Source organism: Nonomuraea sp. bgisy101 (assembly GCF_057708945.1).
In genome coordinates, this window is the sequence record NZ_JBYITD010000023.1 from 44,855 (window position 1) to 59,056 (window position 14,202).

Annotated in this window: 12 protein-coding genes; 6 read left to right on the forward strand and 6 right to left on the reverse strand. The window is 71.9% G+C overall.

Annotated features, from left to right (window positions below; translation table 11 throughout):
• The first annotated feature begins 42 nt into the window (after positions 1 to 42).
• The gene (locus AC3EO4_RS35845; RefSeq protein ID WP_431899854.1) at positions 43 to 1,059 is read left to right on the forward strand and encodes an ATP-binding cassette domain-containing protein; all 1,017 of its coding nucleotides are present in this window, start codon (positions 43 to 45) and stop codon (positions 1,057 to 1,059) included.
• The gene (locus tag AC3EO4_RS35850) at positions 1,056 to 1,892 is read left to right on the forward strand and encodes an ABC transporter permease (protein WP_431899855.1); all 837 of its coding nucleotides are present in this window, start codon (positions 1,056 to 1,058) and stop codon (positions 1,890 to 1,892) included. The genes AC3EO4_RS35845 and AC3EO4_RS35850 overlap by 4 nt, the downstream gene beginning before the upstream one ends.
• On the opposite strand, the gene AC3EO4_RS35855 is transcribed toward AC3EO4_RS35850, so the two are convergent.
• Both AC3EO4_RS35855 and AC3EO4_RS35860 read right to left on the reverse strand, forming a co-directional pair.
• Positions 1,874 to 5,029, reverse strand: coding sequence for an ATP-binding protein (locus AC3EO4_RS35855; RefSeq protein ID WP_431899857.1), 3,156 nt, complete (start codon positions 5,027 to 5,029; stop codon positions 1,874 to 1,876). The two genes, AC3EO4_RS35850 and AC3EO4_RS35855, sit on opposite strands and share 19 nt — an antisense overlap.
• A gap of 135 nt (positions 5,030 to 5,164) precedes the next feature.
• On the reverse strand, positions 5,165 to 5,764 hold the full coding sequence (locus AC3EO4_RS35860; RefSeq protein WP_431899859.1) for a CGNR zinc finger domain-containing protein: 600 nt from the start codon (positions 5,762 to 5,764) through the stop codon (positions 5,165 to 5,167).
• Between the two features lie 85 nt (positions 5,765 to 5,849).
• On the opposite strand from AC3EO4_RS35860, the gene AC3EO4_RS35865 reads away from it, so the two are divergent.
• Together AC3EO4_RS35865 and AC3EO4_RS35870 are read left to right on the forward strand one after the other, a co-directional pair.
• Positions 5,850 to 6,632: an MBL fold metallo-hydrolase gene (locus AC3EO4_RS35865; protein ID WP_431899860.1), complete on the forward strand. Its 783-nt coding sequence runs from the start codon at positions 5,850 to 5,852 to the stop codon at positions 6,630 to 6,632.
• 168 nt (positions 6,633 to 6,800) lie between these two features.
• The gene (locus AC3EO4_RS35870; RefSeq protein WP_431899861.1) at positions 6,801 to 8,069 is read left to right on the forward strand and encodes an MFS transporter; all 1,269 of its coding nucleotides are present in this window, start codon (positions 6,801 to 6,803) and stop codon (positions 8,067 to 8,069) included.
• 312 nt (positions 8,070 to 8,381) lie between these two features.
• Here the strand turns inward: AC3EO4_RS35870 and AC3EO4_RS35875 are convergent, their stop codons facing one another.
• The gene (locus AC3EO4_RS35875; RefSeq protein WP_379573305.1) at positions 8,382 to 8,972 is read right to left on the reverse strand and encodes a CGNR zinc finger domain-containing protein; all 591 of its coding nucleotides are present in this window, start codon (positions 8,970 to 8,972) and stop codon (positions 8,382 to 8,384) included.
• Between the two features lie 84 nt (positions 8,973 to 9,056).
• On the opposite strand from AC3EO4_RS35875, the gene AC3EO4_RS35880 reads away from it, so the two are divergent.
• Both AC3EO4_RS35880 and AC3EO4_RS35885 read left to right on the forward strand, forming a co-directional pair.
• Entirely contained in the window at positions 9,057 to 9,530 is a 474-nt protein-coding gene (locus AC3EO4_RS35880) for a carboxymuconolactone decarboxylase family protein (RefSeq protein ID WP_431899864.1), read from the forward strand.
• A complete protein-coding gene (locus AC3EO4_RS35885) occupies positions 9,527 to 10,081 on the forward strand; it encodes an HPP family protein (RefSeq protein WP_379573303.1) in 555 nt (184 codons plus the stop codon). The genes AC3EO4_RS35880 and AC3EO4_RS35885 overlap by 4 nt, the downstream gene beginning before the upstream one ends.
• A gap of 80 nt (positions 10,082 to 10,161) precedes the next feature.
• Here the strand turns inward: AC3EO4_RS35885 and AC3EO4_RS35890 are convergent, their stop codons facing one another.
• The 3 genes from AC3EO4_RS35890 to AC3EO4_RS35900 form a co-directional block, all read right to left on the reverse strand.
• Positions 10,162 to 11,055: an alpha/beta fold hydrolase gene (locus tag AC3EO4_RS35890; RefSeq protein WP_431899866.1), complete on the reverse strand. Its 894-nt coding sequence runs from the start codon at positions 11,053 to 11,055 to the stop codon at positions 10,162 to 10,164.
• Positions 11,056 to 11,229: 174 nt separating this feature from the next.
• Positions 11,230 to 12,867, reverse strand: a complete 1,638-nt coding sequence (locus tag AC3EO4_RS35895; protein ID WP_431900009.1) for a LuxR C-terminal-related transcriptional regulator — start codon at positions 12,865 to 12,867, stop codon at positions 11,230 to 11,232.
• A gap of 341 nt (positions 12,868 to 13,208) precedes the next feature.
• Positions 13,209 to 13,985, reverse strand: a complete 777-nt coding sequence (locus tag AC3EO4_RS35900; RefSeq protein WP_431899868.1) for a DUF899 family protein — start codon at positions 13,983 to 13,985, stop codon at positions 13,209 to 13,211.
• Positions 13,986 to 14,202 lie beyond the last annotated feature (217 nt).

Here is a 14,202-nt window from a genome sequence, read left to right on the forward strand (position 1 = left end):
GCGTGAGGGCACCATGAAACCGGCGTCGCGGAACGTCGAGCCATGACTATGACAGAGCTCGACCGTTCCGGTGGCGGACCGATGCCCGCAGGGAACGACCTCGCCGTCCTGGCCGAGGGGCTGGTCAAGACGTTCGGCGAGCATCGTGCCGTCGCCGGGATCGACCTGGCCGTGCGGCCGGGTGAGATCTTCGGCGTCCTCGGCCCGAACGGCGCCGGCAAGACCACCATGCTGCGGATGTTGGCGACCCTGCTGAAGATCGACGCCGGGCGTGCGGAGATCTTCGGCGTCGACGTGGCCGGTCAGCCACACATGATCAGGCAGCTGGTGGGCGTCACCGGGCAGTACGCCTCGGTCGACGAGAACCTGACCGCTCGCGAGAACCTCTGGCTCTTCGGCCGGCTGCAGGGCATCACCTCCCAGCGAGCCAAGCACATCGCCGTGGAGCTGCTGGCCCGGTTCGGCTTGGAGGAGGCCGCCGACAAGCCGATCGCCCAGTTCTCCGGCGGCATGCGGCGGCGTCTCGACCTGGCCGCCAGCCTGATCACCAGGCCACCGCTGATCTTCCTCGACGAGCCGACCACGGGCCTGGACCCGCGCACCCGCGGCCAGATGTGGGAGACGATCCGCGCTCTGGTCGCCGACGGCTGCACGGTGCTGCTGACCACGCAGTACCTGGACGAGGCCGACCAGCTCGCCGACCGGATCGCGGTCATCGACCACGGACGCAAGGTGGCCGAGGGGACTCCCGACGAGCTGAAGACCGCGGTCGGCGACTCCACCCTGCAGCTGCTCCTCGCCGAGCCGGGCGCGGTGCCGATCGCGGTGAAGGTCGTCCGGCGGGTGCTCGGCTCCGACCCGATCCTCAGCCCCGAGCATGGGCGGCTCAACGTCGCGCTGGACCGGGCCGACCTGGCCGCCGACGTGCTGATCGCGCTGCGGACCGCCGGGGTCTCCATCGTCTCGGTGAGCGTGGCCAAGCCCAGCCTGGACGAGGTGTTCCTGGCGCTCACCGGCCACGGGACAGGCAGCGAGAACGACATGGAGGACAACCGATGAGCACCTCTGTCGCACCTGCCCGCGAGACCGTGCGGGCCGCCGACCGGGTGGCGTCCGCGCGGCGGCACGTCTCGGCGAGCGAGACCGTCAGCCAGACGCTGACCATGGCGTGGCGGGCGCTGAAGAAGATGCGCAGGAATCCCGAGCAGTTCTTCGACGTGGCACTGCAGCCCATCCTGTTCACCGCGATGTTCGCCTACGTCTTCGGCGGCGCCATCGCCGGGAACGTGGAGAACTACCTACCGTTGATGATCCCGGGCATTCTCGCCCAGACCGTGCTGACCACGTGCATGGCCACCGGCACGCAGCTGCGTGAGGACATGGAGAAGGGGGTGTTCGACCGGTTCAAGTCGCTGCCCATCGCCAGGATCGCGCCGCTCGCCGGCCCGATGGTGGCCGACCTGCTGCGTTACACGATCGCGGCGGTGCTGACCTTCGGCATGGGCCTGGTGATGGGATACCGCCCTGGCGGGGGAGCTCCCGGCGTGCTCGCCGCGGTCCTGCTGGCGATCTTCACGGGCTGGTCCCTGGCGTGGATCTTCACCTGGGTCGGCACGATCGCCAGAAGCGCCCAAGCGGTGCAGGGCATCTCCATGATGATCCTGTTCCCGCTGACGTTCCTGTCCAATGCGTTCGTCCCGGTGGAGAGCCTGCCGGGCTGGCTAGCCGCGTTCGTCCGGATCAACCCGGTCTCGCACCTGGTCACGGCCGCCCGCGACCTGGCCAACAGCGGCACCATGAGCGGGGACGTGGGCTGGACGCTCCTGGCCGGGCTCGTCGTCATCGCGGTCTTCGCCCCGCTGTCGGTCCGCAGCTACAAGCGGCACATCTGACGTATCCCCTCGACCAGGGCACGGGCCTCGCCGAGCAGGGCGGGACCGCGCCGCTCGCCGTACTCGGCATGGACGGCCGCGACCGCGCCGGGCGCGGCCCGCTCGGCGCGCGGCTCGATCCGCTCGAAGGCCATGCTCGGCATGGTGCGGTTGTAGCCGAACCGTTCGGCCAACACCAGCGACCTGACGGCGTCGCCGGGCGCCATGCCGCCGCGCAGCAGCCCCCAGACACCGAAAGCGAAGAGCATCGTGCCGCACACCGGATAGTCGAGGAAGGGGATCCCTGTGTTCAGCACCGCGTCGATCCGAGTGACGGCGGAACGGAACAGCTCCTTGCCGTACGGCAGGTCGGCGGGTCCGGCGTGGTAGGCGTGCGCCGTCAGTGCGAGGGCCTCCGCGACGACCAGCCACGGCTCGAAGCCCGTGTGAGGTACGTCAGGCAGGCGGAGGTCACGCGCGCGCTGGACGGCCAGGCGGTGCTGCCCCAGGGCGTCGGCCGCGTCGCCGCGGGCGAGGGCGACCTCGGCGGCGCAGAGCGGCACGATGGCCAGCCCGCCGAGCACCGGCTCGTTCTCGTTGATCCGGCTGATCCGCTCGAGCTCGGCCTCGGCCGTCTCCAGGTCGCCTTCAGCGAGAGCGGCGAACAACAGCAGCGAGCGCAGCTGCGTCTGGTCGTCGGTCGCGCCCAGCCTGCTCAGGACAGGAAGGGCGATCCGCGCGTGGCCGACGGCCCGAGGCCGGTCGCCGAGCTGCATGGTCAGCTGAGCCAGCAGGTTGTGCAGGAGCGCCACATTCCACGGGCCGTCGTCCTCCCGCGTCAGTTCCAGAGCCCGCTCGGCAGCCGCGACGGCCGAGGCCCACTCTCCCGCGTTCTCCAGGACGTGGACGTTCATCTGCGCGGCCATCTGCGCCAGGTGACGGTCGGGATCGCGGCTCAGCTCGTCAAGCCGGCGCAGACCGGCCTCGCCGTCGGTGGCGTCGTAGGCGAGCATCACCGTGGCCATCGCGGCGACGCGGGGGTCGCTCGTATCCCGGTCGGGAATGCTGCGCAGCAGGTCGCGTAGCTGATCATCGCCATCGTCGGCGATCATCTTGTTCATGAGCGTGATCATCACAGCCACCCTGGTGGCGTCCTGAAGCTCGGGTGGTGGCAGCCAGCCGGTGAGCGTCTGCGTGATCGCGCCCCTGAGTGCGAGGATCCTGGGGTGGTCGCCACGGATCGACCAGAACGCCCCGAGGCCTGCCAGCACCTGGACCACCGTCGCGGTGTCCGGCTCGCTCAGCGCCTGGCGCAGCAGCTCGGCCAGATTGCCCTCCTCGGCCCGCAGCGCGTCGGCCGCCGCGTACTGGCCGGAGCCGAAGAGCGCCTTCCCCTGCTCCAGAGCATAGGCCACCGCCCAGGCCCGCTGAGCGGCGCGGGCGGGCGCCTCCTCACCGGCCTCCGCCAGCCGCATCCGGCCGAACTCCCTGACGGTCTCCAGCATCCGGTAGCGCACGCCGGCATCGCTCTCCCGGACGCTCAGCAGCGACTGCTCGGCCAGCGCCCGAACAGCGTGCAGCGCGTCGGGCCCCAGCAGGTGCTCGGCCGCGTCCAGCGTGAAGCCGTCGCCGAAGAGCGACAACCAGCGCAGGGCCCGACGCTCCGGTTCGCCCAGCAGGTTCCAGGACCAGTCGATGACCGCCAGCAGCGTCCTGTGCCGATCGGGCGCGCTGCGATCACCGCCGTTCAGCAGGGCGAACCGGTTCGCCAGCCGCCTGCCGATCTCCTCCACCGACATCACCCGCGTCTTGGCCGCGGCCAGCTCGATCGCGAGCGGCAGCCCGTCGAGCCGGGTGACGATCTCGCGGATCACCTCGCCGTCGAGCCGCGCGTCAGGGCGGGCGGCCATGGCACGCCGGCGGAACAGCTCCACCGCGTCCCATGAGCCCAACTCACCGAGCGGGTAGACCTGTTCCGCGGCGATCGACAAGGGGGCGCGGGAGGTGGTGAGCACGCGCAGGTCGCGTGTGGTCGTGACGAGAAAGGCCACCAGGCCGGCGACGGACTCCACCACGTGCTCGCAGTTGTCCAGGATCAGCAGTGCCGGCGCCTGGCCGAGGTGCTGGGCGATCCTGGCGCGAATGTCGGCACGCCGGTCAGGAGACAGGGCGTGGCGCCCGCTGACCGAGTCGCGGACCCCGAGTGCCGAGCCGACCTCGCCGACGACGTCATCGGGCGAGGTGACGCTGACGAGCTCGACGAAATGGACGATCGGCTGCGCGGCGTTCCTGCCGACGACGTGGGCGAGCCGTGTCTTGCCCAGCCCTCCGGAACCAGTGATGGAGACCACCCGGTTGGCGTGCAGCAGGCCCTGCAGCGCACTGATGTCCTCGTCGCGGCCGAGCAGCGAGGAGCCGTCGAACAGGATGCCCTCGCGCACCGGACGGTCGGCCGCCAGCAGCTCGGCGTGCACGCGGGCGAGCTCGGGCCCCGGGTCGGCGCCAAGGTGCTCAGCCAGGGCGGCGCGGTGGCCGTCGTAGCGTTCGAGCGCGGCCGCGCCACCGCGTACCGCGGCCTCGCTGCGCAGTAAACAGGCGAGAAGCTCCTCGTCGTACGGCTGCGCCGCCACGGCCTCCTCCAGCAGCGGCAGCGCATCCTCGTGCGCACCGCTCCTGCTTCGGGCGACGGCCAGCAGGCGGCGTGACTCGGCCAGCTGCCCGGCGGCCCTGGCCCGCAGCTCGGCCAGGGCTCCGGTGGACGTCTCCAGACCGCCCGCAGCGAGGTCGAGCGCCTCATGCGCGTGGCGGGCGGCGGCGGTGACGTCGCCCTCGGCCAGCGCGCCGCGCGCCCGCCCGACGAGCACGGCGACCAGGAGCGCGTCGACCTGCTCGTCCGGCAGCCCGAGCCGGTAGCCGCGCGGCGTACGCACGACGGCGTCGGCCGAGGTCGCGGCCCGCGCCCGGGAGACCACCACCTGCAGCGCCTTCGTCGGGTTGGCCGGCGGTTCGTCACCCCACAGCTCCTCGACCAGCCGCGGGTCGCCCACTCCTGCCCTGCCGTGCCACACGAGGACCGCCAGCAGGGTCTGGGCACGGTCGCCGACCACGCGCGAGCCCTTCCAGCGAACGCCGTCGAGCAAGGTCAGCACCGGAGCCATGAACCCCAGCTTATGGGGACTTGTCGCGCCGGACTCGCGCTTTCTCGCCCGGTCGCGGCGCTCGGTCGCCTGCGGGACCCCTTGCACGGGCAGCTTGTCGGCACATCACGGCGGGATCGCCTCGATCACCGTTCGTCAGTCTGCATTCGGCTGGGTGCGTCGGGCGTAGGCGCGGGCGGCGCGGGCGCGGTCGCCGCAGCGGGTGGAGCACCAGTGGCGGCGGCCGTGGCGCAGCAGGTAGCGGTTGCAGGGGGTGGAACCGCAGCCGGTGAGGCGCTCGGCGTCGGGGCCGGTGAGGAGGTCGGCCGAGTTGGCCGCGAGGGTCGCGAGAGCGCGGTCGAGGATCTCGTTGGTGGGGCACGGGGCGGCGCGGTAGGGGCCGTTCTTCTCGTCCCAGTACAGCAGGGCGGCCGTGGGAGCCCTGCTCAGCGCGTCGTTGACGGCCGACAGTGCCGCGGGCAGGGCGGGCAGCCCGGCGACGCGGGCGGCGAACAACGCTCTGAGGTGTTCGCGCAGGGAGCGTAGCTGCGTCGCGCACATCTCCTGCACCCCGGCGTCGGCCGGCGCGAGGCCGCGTTCGGTGAGCCACCGATTCACGGCCTCGGGGGTGCCGAGGAGATCGATGAAGTGCCCTCCGGGCAGCGCGATGGCGCTGTTGACGAAGTCGAGGGCGAGGTAGTCCCCCGCCCCCGGCGCGGGCGGTGGCACGGATTCGGCGGCCAGGGTCTCGCTCATAGCTGTCATGGTACGGCTTGCACGCATCCGTGAGACACGGCTATCGTCCTTCACGGATAAGCCACTTCCCATCCGTGAGGTTTTGATGGCCAGCACGACCACTGAGCAGATCCCCGTCCGCGTCTTCGGCGGCCCGACCGCCCTTTTCGAATACGGTGGCCTGCGATTCCTGACCGACCCGACCTTCGACGCGCCCCGCGAATACCACGTACCTGGCGGCCGGCTGACCAAGACGGCGCCCTCCTCCGCCGCACCGGCCGACCTCGGCCGTATCGACGTGGTCCTGCTCTCCCATGACGAGCACCCCGACAACCTCGATGACTCCGGCCGGACACTGCTCGCCGACGTCCCGCTGACCTTGACCACGCCTGGGGGCGGCCGGCGCCTGGGGCCGGGGGCCAGGGGGCTGGCCGACTGGGAGTCGATCGAGCTTGACCGCCCCGGCGGCGGCACGATCACCGTCACGGGCGTGCCTGCCGTCCACGGGCCCGGCACGCGCGAGGAGGTCGAACCGATCACCGGCCAGGTCGTCGGATTCGTCCTGACCGGGACGGGCCTGCCCACGGTCTACGTCAGCGGCGACAACGCCTCGCTCGACCTGGTCAAGGAGATCGCCGAACGGTTCGGCCCCGTGGACACCGCCATCCTGTTCGCCGGCGCTCCCCGCTTCGACGTCCTCTTCGACGGCGCGCTGATCGTTCTCGACAGCGCGCAGGCCGCCGACGCCGCCACGATCCTCGGTGCCCGCCGGGTGGTTCCTGTCCACTACGACAGCTGGGCGCACTTCACCGAGGGCCGCGACGAACTGGTCGCCGCTTTCACCGACGCCGGGTTGCTCGACCGCCTCGACCTCGGCGCCCGGGGCTGACCGCGCGGCCGGGCCGGCCAGGCGAAACGACCGGCGCCTTGGCAGGGCCGGCCGGCTCGCGGCCCCCGGGCCGGCCTGCCACGGCGGTGCCCGCACGCCTTCTCCAGAACAACCCGATCCGCCGCTGGGGCCGCCCGGCCGGGTCACGCCTAACGAAAGAACTCTTTTGTGACGACTACCGTGCCTGCTCGAATCGAGGATCTCCCGCAGTCTCAGGCGCAGCGCCGCGTCCTGATCGTCCTGATCGCCGCCCAGGTTCTCAGCGGCGCAGGACTGGCGGCCGGTGTGACCGTGGGCCCCCTGCTCGCGCAGGACATGCTCGGCTCCACCGGCCTTGCCGGCCTGCTCAGCGCCCTGGCCACCGCCGGTTCCGCGCTGGCGGCCGTCGCGGTCGGGCGCATCTCTCAGGCTCGCGGCCGTCGGCCCGGTCTTGCCGCCGGGTACCTGGCCGGTGCCGTCGGCAGCGCGGGCGTCATCGCCGCCGCCGTCGCCGGCAGCTCCGTGCTGCTGTTCGTCGCGATGTTCGTCTACGGCGCAGGCACGGCCACGAACCTGCTGGCCCGCTACGCCGGTGGCGATCTGGCGGCTCCCGAGCGCCGTGCCCGCGCCGTGTCCATCGTGCTGGTCGCCACCACCCTGGGCGGCGTGGTCGGCCCGAACCTCGCCGCGCCCGCCGGCGACCTCGCTCACGCCCTCGGCATCCCCCGCCTGGCCGGGTTGTTCCTTCTCTCAGGCGCCGCCTACGCGACGGCCGCCCTGGTTCTGGCCATCTGGCTGCGTCCCGACCCGCTGCTGCTGGCACGCACGCTGGAGGCCGAGCGCGCCGCCGCGGCGTTCGCACGTTCAGGCGGTGACGGCGGCGAGGTGCGGCCGCCGGTCGGATGGCACCGCTCCGGAGTACTGGTGGGGACGCTGGTCATGGCGCTCACCCAGCTGGTCATGGTCGCGATCATGACGATGACGCCGGTCCACATGCACGACCACGGCCACGGCGCCGCCGCCTCCGGCCTCGTCATCGCCATCCACATCGGAGCGATGTATCTGCCCGCGCCCCTTTCCGGCTGGCTCGTCGACCGGTACGGCCGGCTCACGGTCGCCGCCGTCTCCGCACTGGTCCTGCTGGCCGCCGGGATCGTTGCGGCCTTCGCCCCTGAAGGTTCCGTCGCCGTGTTGGCGGCGGCTCTCGCGTTGCTGGGCGTGGGCTGGAGCCTCGGTCTCGTCAGCGGCACCGCGATCATCACCGACGCCGTCCCTTTGGCCACCCGTGCCAGGACCCAGGGCCTGGTCGATGTCTCCATCGCCATCGCGGGCGCCGTGGGTGGCCTGGCCTCGGGCCTGGTCGTCGCCGCCGCCGGCTATCCACTCCTGGCCGCCGGCGGCGGAATCCTGGCGCTGGCCATCCTGCCGGCGGTCGTCGTCGCGGCGCGCAGCCGCTGAGCGCCGGCCCTTGGCCCGCTTCCTTCGGGGCTCGGCCGGCACGACGCAAAGGACGCACTTCGCGGACGTGGTGTTCGGACAGGTCAGCCGAGACGGCGACGCCCCCGCCCGGCGCCCCGCGGACGCCTGACCCCGCCACGCCCCGCTTCACTGCGGCCAGCCGCTGCGCCCCGTGAGCCGATGACGCCCGCCGGGCGTAGCCGACGCGGGTCGCCCTGGCCGTCGCGGCCGACGCCCCGATCTCAGCAGCGGGCCCGCCCGTGGCCGCGCTCGGCGGCGACCGGCGCACCCGTCACTCCGTTTCCGGATCGCCTACGACCACTCAGCCGCATCGGAACCACCCCTCTGGCGGTCACGGTGGTAGTGGCGTGCGGCGCGGGCGCGGTTTCCGCACGCCACCGAGCACCACTCCTGGCGGGGGTGGCGCTTGACGAAATACAGCACACATCTCGGGGCGGGACACACCCTGACCTGGGGAAGACCGGGTCCTGCGAAGAAGTCGACCGCGGCGTTGGCCAGGGCGGCCGCCAGGCGGTCGCCGTGCACCTCCAGGTGCTGCTCCGGCGCGTCCGACCACACGAGGCGGCGGTGCATGGGAGCGGCGGCGCTGTTGACCAGCGCGAGCGCCTCGGGTAGCGGGGGCAGGGCTCCGGAATCCGCCGGGCTGGGCGGGTGAGGGGAGACGGCCTCGGCGAAGAGGGCGCGCACGGCCTGACGGAGGGCGACCGTACTGACCCTGATCCGCTCATCGGCGGTGAAGGTCGCGGTGTCGAGGTAGGGGGACAGGTCCTGGCCGCGGACCCAGGCGGTCAGGCCGTCGACCGTCGCGAAGGCGTCGGTGAGGCCCCCGCGGCGGGCTCGGATGGTACTGGCCAGCCGGAGCGCCAGCGGGTCGTCGTCCATGCCCTTCATTCTAACGGATATTTGTCGGTAAGGCCGTGATAATCTAACGGAACCATTGGAGTTCTCCGTTAGAAGGAGCTGAAGATGATCAAGCCGGCGCAGGGGGATCCCAAGCTGGACAAGGTGCCGAACATGGTGCGCGTCATGGCGAACTCGCCTGCCGTGCTGGAGGGCTACCAGGGTCTGGCGCGGGCGCTGAAGAAGAGCACGCTGCCGCAGACCACCTTCGAGCGCATCGCGCTGACCGTGGGTGCGGCCAACGCCTGCTCGTACTGCGTCGCCGCGCACACCTACAGCGGCAAGACAGCGGCGGGGCTCAGCGACGCCGACGTGGAGCTGGCCAAGCAGGGCAGCGCCGAGGACGCCAAGGAGGCCGCAGCGGTCGAGTTCGCCCGGGCACTGACGGAGACGCGCGGCAACGCCGACCCGTCGAAGGCGCGAGCCGCGGGATGGAGCGACGAGCAGATACTGGAGATCATCGCGCTGGTGGCCCTGCAGACGATGACGAACTATGTCAACAAGGTGGCGGAGACCGAGAACGACTGGCCGGCGGCATGACGATCGCGCGCCTGGACGACGGTCGCGCCGAGGGCGCCGGCCGGAAAGAGCGGGCGGGCCGAACGGCGGACGCCGGCCGGATGGGGGGCGGCCGGGTGGGGGGCGGCGAGTGGGCGGCCAAGATCGGACGGATGCGGCCTGTGGGGATGACGCTGGTGCTGCTCGCGCCGCTGGCGGTCGTGCAGGCGGTGGCCGGGGAGCCCACGCTCGCACCACCGCTCGCCGCCTCGGCCGCACTCATCGCCGTCACCCCCGGCACCCCGGCGGCCCGCCCGCTCGCCGTGCTGCTCTCCCACCTCATGGCAGCCGCGGCAGGGCTCGGCGCGGCGTTCGCCGCCGGGCCCGGCACAACGGCCGCGATGCTGGCGGTGGGGGTGGGAGTCGTGGCGATGCTGGTCACCGGCACCTTCCACGCCCCCGCCGCGGCGTCGGCAGCGCTACTGGGCGTGACCGGCCAGCTGGTCCCCGCCCTCGCCCTGGCGGCCGGTGCGGCCACCCTGGCCGTCCTGGCCATCGCCCCTCGCCTTGCCCGCCTTCGCCGTACGGGTTGACCTGGAAGCTGTCGCCCGGCTGTGAACCGATCAGCCCTCGCTGCGCAGCCGCTCGGCCGTCAGGTTCCCTCCCTTGCCGGTCAGCGTCCGAGCGCGGGACGCATCGCCGCCATGAACGCTTCGGGCTGTTCCATGGCCGGGTCGTCGCCACAGTTCTCGATCACGTGCAGCGGCCAGCCGTAGCGGGCGCTCGCGGCCTCGGCGACGCTCAGCCGTACCTGGAGATCCTGCCGTCCCCAGATCAGCATCGTGGGGACGGCGATGCGTGCGAGGTCCGCCGATGGGATCGCGGGCACGCCGATGTGCGGCATGAGGCGGCCGAGTGCGGTCTGCTGGCTCGGCGTGCGGGCCCGCTCGAGCGCGTATCGCCCGAGCGGCTCCCAGCGCACGCCCATCTGCTCTCGCAGCCCGTCCAGATCGACGAAGCACTGCTGGAAGAGGCCGTCGCGCGTGTGCTCGGTCGGTTCGGCGAGGAAGTCGGTCAACGCGGCCCCGAAACTCGGCGCCGGTTCGAACGAGTCCAGGCCGAAGGAGTCCACGAGCACGAGCCGGCCGAGCCGGTCTCCCTGGTAGCCGGCCAGCCGGGCCGCGATGGCGCCGCCGAGCCCGTGCCCCACCAGGGTGGGCGGCGACGGGCAGGTCCGTTCGATCAGTTCGCCGAGCCAGGCGAGCACCTGCGCGGCGTTCAGCGGACCGGCGACCACCACCGAGGCGCCGTGACCGGGCAGGTCGGGGGCGACCACCCGATGGGTCGTCACCAGGTCAGGAATCACTCGCGTCCACAGGGCCGCGAACTCCCCTGAACTGTGCAGAAGAAGCACCGGCGGACCGTCACCGCCCTCCAGCACCGCGGTGGAGACGCCGGCCAGGCGCAATCGCCGATCCCTGACCGGGACCCCGGCCAGCAGCGCCCTACGGCAACCGTCATCGGCGAGAGCACGGCCGCGCTCGCTCACATCGAGTTTGCCCTTCATCCCCGCCTCCTCGTGACGCGCTCACCATCTCTCGACCATCACGCTAGGTGAGGGGCCCGATACGACGCATCGGCAGGATCACGCACTCCGGTGCGTGGGTATTTCTGTGTAGCGGCAGGTCGGTTCTCGCTGACACTCGACATCATGGCGGCCGCGGCTGGGCTCTCTGGAGGATCAGACGAGGCCGTGCTCGTAGGCGTACGCCGTGGCCGCTGATCGGGACGAGACTCCGAGCTTGGTGAAGATGTTGCTCACATGACGAGCCACCGTCTTCTCGCTGAGGAACAGGTCCGCGGCGATCGCCCGGTTGGTCTTGCCCGCCGCCACGAGGCGGAGCACCTGCGCCTCGCGCATGGTGAGCGGGCTCGTCGTCCTGGCGGCCGTCTTCCTGGACAAGGCCTCCACCCGGGCCACGTCGGGCCCGGCCCCGAGCTCCTGGAAGACCCAGCGCGCCGCGTCCAGCTCCATGGCCGCGCCGTCCTCGTCACCGAGCAGTCGGCAGGCGAGTCCCATGAGGACCCGGGCACAAGCGGTCTCGTACGGCGCGTCGAGTTCGTGCCATGTCCTCCACGCACGTCGCAACGCCTCCAGAGCGGCCTGCCCGTCGCCCTCGCCGACGAGGACGGCTCCCGTCGCATGCGCGGCCACCGCGTGCAGGAACGGCATGTCCACGTCAGCGGCGATCGTCCGCAGCTCGTCGGCGGCGACGCCGGCCGCCTTCACGTCACCGGCGGCCAGCATGATCTCAACGTGCGCGGCGAGCAGCTTGGACCGGGTCACCCGGTCCCGCGCCTCGGCGACCAGGCGGCGGATCGCCCCCTGCGCGGCATCGACGTCCCCCTGAACCAGCCGCAGCAGCGCCAGGCCAGGCTGCGGCTCTCGCCCCAGTTGGTTGGCCCGGCGGTATGCCTCCTCGGCCTTCACGAACTCGCCCCGCAGCCGGTGCAGCTCCGCCTGCAGATACAGGGCCGCGCCGACTGCCGGCTGGCGAGTCGGCCGAGAGAGCGGTTCGCACGCGCGCCGGGCTTCCGCCATGGCGTCCGACCACGCGCCGTGCACCTGCATGATCTCGGCGCGGTGCACCAGGCACTGCCCTCGGTAGAGGATCAGCTCAGGCTGGGAGGCACACCAGTGGCTCAGCGCCGCCGTCCACTCCTGCGCCCTGCGCAGGTCGAAAGCCTCCTGGCATCCCTCGATCACCGTGCAGTAGACGTCCCCGGCGATGACCGCGGACACCTCCCCGGCTGTGACGGCGACCATGACCTCATCGAGCAATGCCACACCAGGAGCGGTCTCCCCCATGCGGATCAGAGCCCTGCCCTGGCCAAGCCGGGCGAGGGTCACCAGATCCGGGTCGCGGAAGCGCTCGCCGATCTCCGCTGCCGAGCCGAAGGTGTCGTGCGCGGTCGCCGAGTCGCCGCCGAAGATGCACCGCAACGCGACCCCATACAGCAGGTACCCCTGTTCCACGCAGTCCCGCAGACCGTCGTCGAGCAGCCGCTGCCCTCGGGCGATCCAGCCGCCGCCGCGGGCCAGATCACCCTTGTTCAGCAGCTCGAAGCTCAGCCAGAACGCACACCTGACGGCCTGCGCCGCCTCGCCCCGGCGCAGTGACTCGTGATAGGCACGCGCCCACACGTCGGTGCTGTCAGCGTCCCTGCCGACCAGATAGGCGGCCGTGGCGAGCCGCTGGAGATCCTCGAGCCGGAGCGGCGACTCCCGGTCCGCCGCCGACAAGAGAGCGAAGGCCTCCGCCCACGCCTTCCGGCCGAAGGACTCGCGCGCCCGATCGAGGATGCCGGCCGTCGTCATCACCGTCCCCCACTACAAGAGCCGTCCCCCGCGGACACCCGGCCCCTCCCCCGATTCTCGACACTCCCCCGGGGACGGATGCCGGTACGCGTGCGTGCCGGAGACCATGTCCTCTATTCAACCCGGCCCTGCTCGCGGTCGTGAGAAGCCCCTCGCGACCGGAAGGGCGCTGAGCGGGTTCGGCTCGGCGAGATCGTCCGCTTCGTCGCCGTCGTCCGGCGCGACGCGTGGCCGGTCGCCGGGGTTGAGGGGCCGGCACTGGAGGAGGACCCGGCCGCCGCATCTGGTGGTGGCCCGGGAGCCGGCGGAAGCTGCGCTCGGTGTTGAGGAGCACGTGACGATCAGGGCCCGGCGGAGAGGTCGTCAGAGCGCCCGGCTTCGAGTCGCGACCATTGGGCGATGGGGCGTCCGCCGGTCCGCAGGTTGGAGCCGTCGACCTGCCACTGTTGTGGCCAGCCGGGAGGCGAGTCCTCCCACGGCTCCTGGCGTCCGTACACGGTGAGGTCCATGAGCGCGTAGCTGTAGTCCATCGCCTCTACGCCGCGGCGGGTCGTCCAGTAGGTTTCGAAGACGCGGTCGCCGTCCCGCAGGTAGCACACGAGGTGCATCATGCCGATGTGGCGCCCGACGAGGAGCGTGTCGAGGGAGGCGTGTGCCGAGTACCACGGCATGTCCCAGCCCATGAAGTCGCGGTAGCGGACGCCTTCGTAGTAAGGCCCCTGGCAGAAGACCGCGTAGGTGATGTCGCGAGAATGAAGGTAGGACAGCTCCGCGACCTGGGTGGTGTACCCCGTGCAGCCTTCGCACTGCTCGGGCGCGGGCCGGCCGGGGTTCCACATGAAGTAGTAGGCGATGAGCTGTCGGCGCCCTTCGAACGCTTCGAGCAGGGTGAGCGGCCCGTGCGGCCCGGTCAGCGTGAGGTCCGCGGCCACCTCGACCATGGGTAGGCGCCGTCGGGCCGCGGCGATCGCGTCGCCTTCCCGGGTGTGCGCCTTCTCCCGGACCCGCAGCCTGTCCAGTTCGGCTTGGAAGGTGGCCCGGTCGACGGCCGCGGGCAGGCTCGGTGCGTTGGTGGCGCCGGCCGCCTGCCCGACGAGGTTCGTTGATTCATCCTTCATGACTGTCCCCCCGAATCGTTCCGGCGACCATGCTCGTCGGCCGGCCGTGAGCGAGGCACCTCGCCGGGCAGGCGCTCACTCACGCCTGCCCGGCCAGAACGCACGGAAACGACTCGCCGCGGTGCCGCCGGGCCCGCTTCCTCGGGGCGGTGCGTCGCTGCCGTGGCGGGGACGGTGAAGACGATCCGCTGTCAGGCCGGGCAGGTCTGCCCGGCAG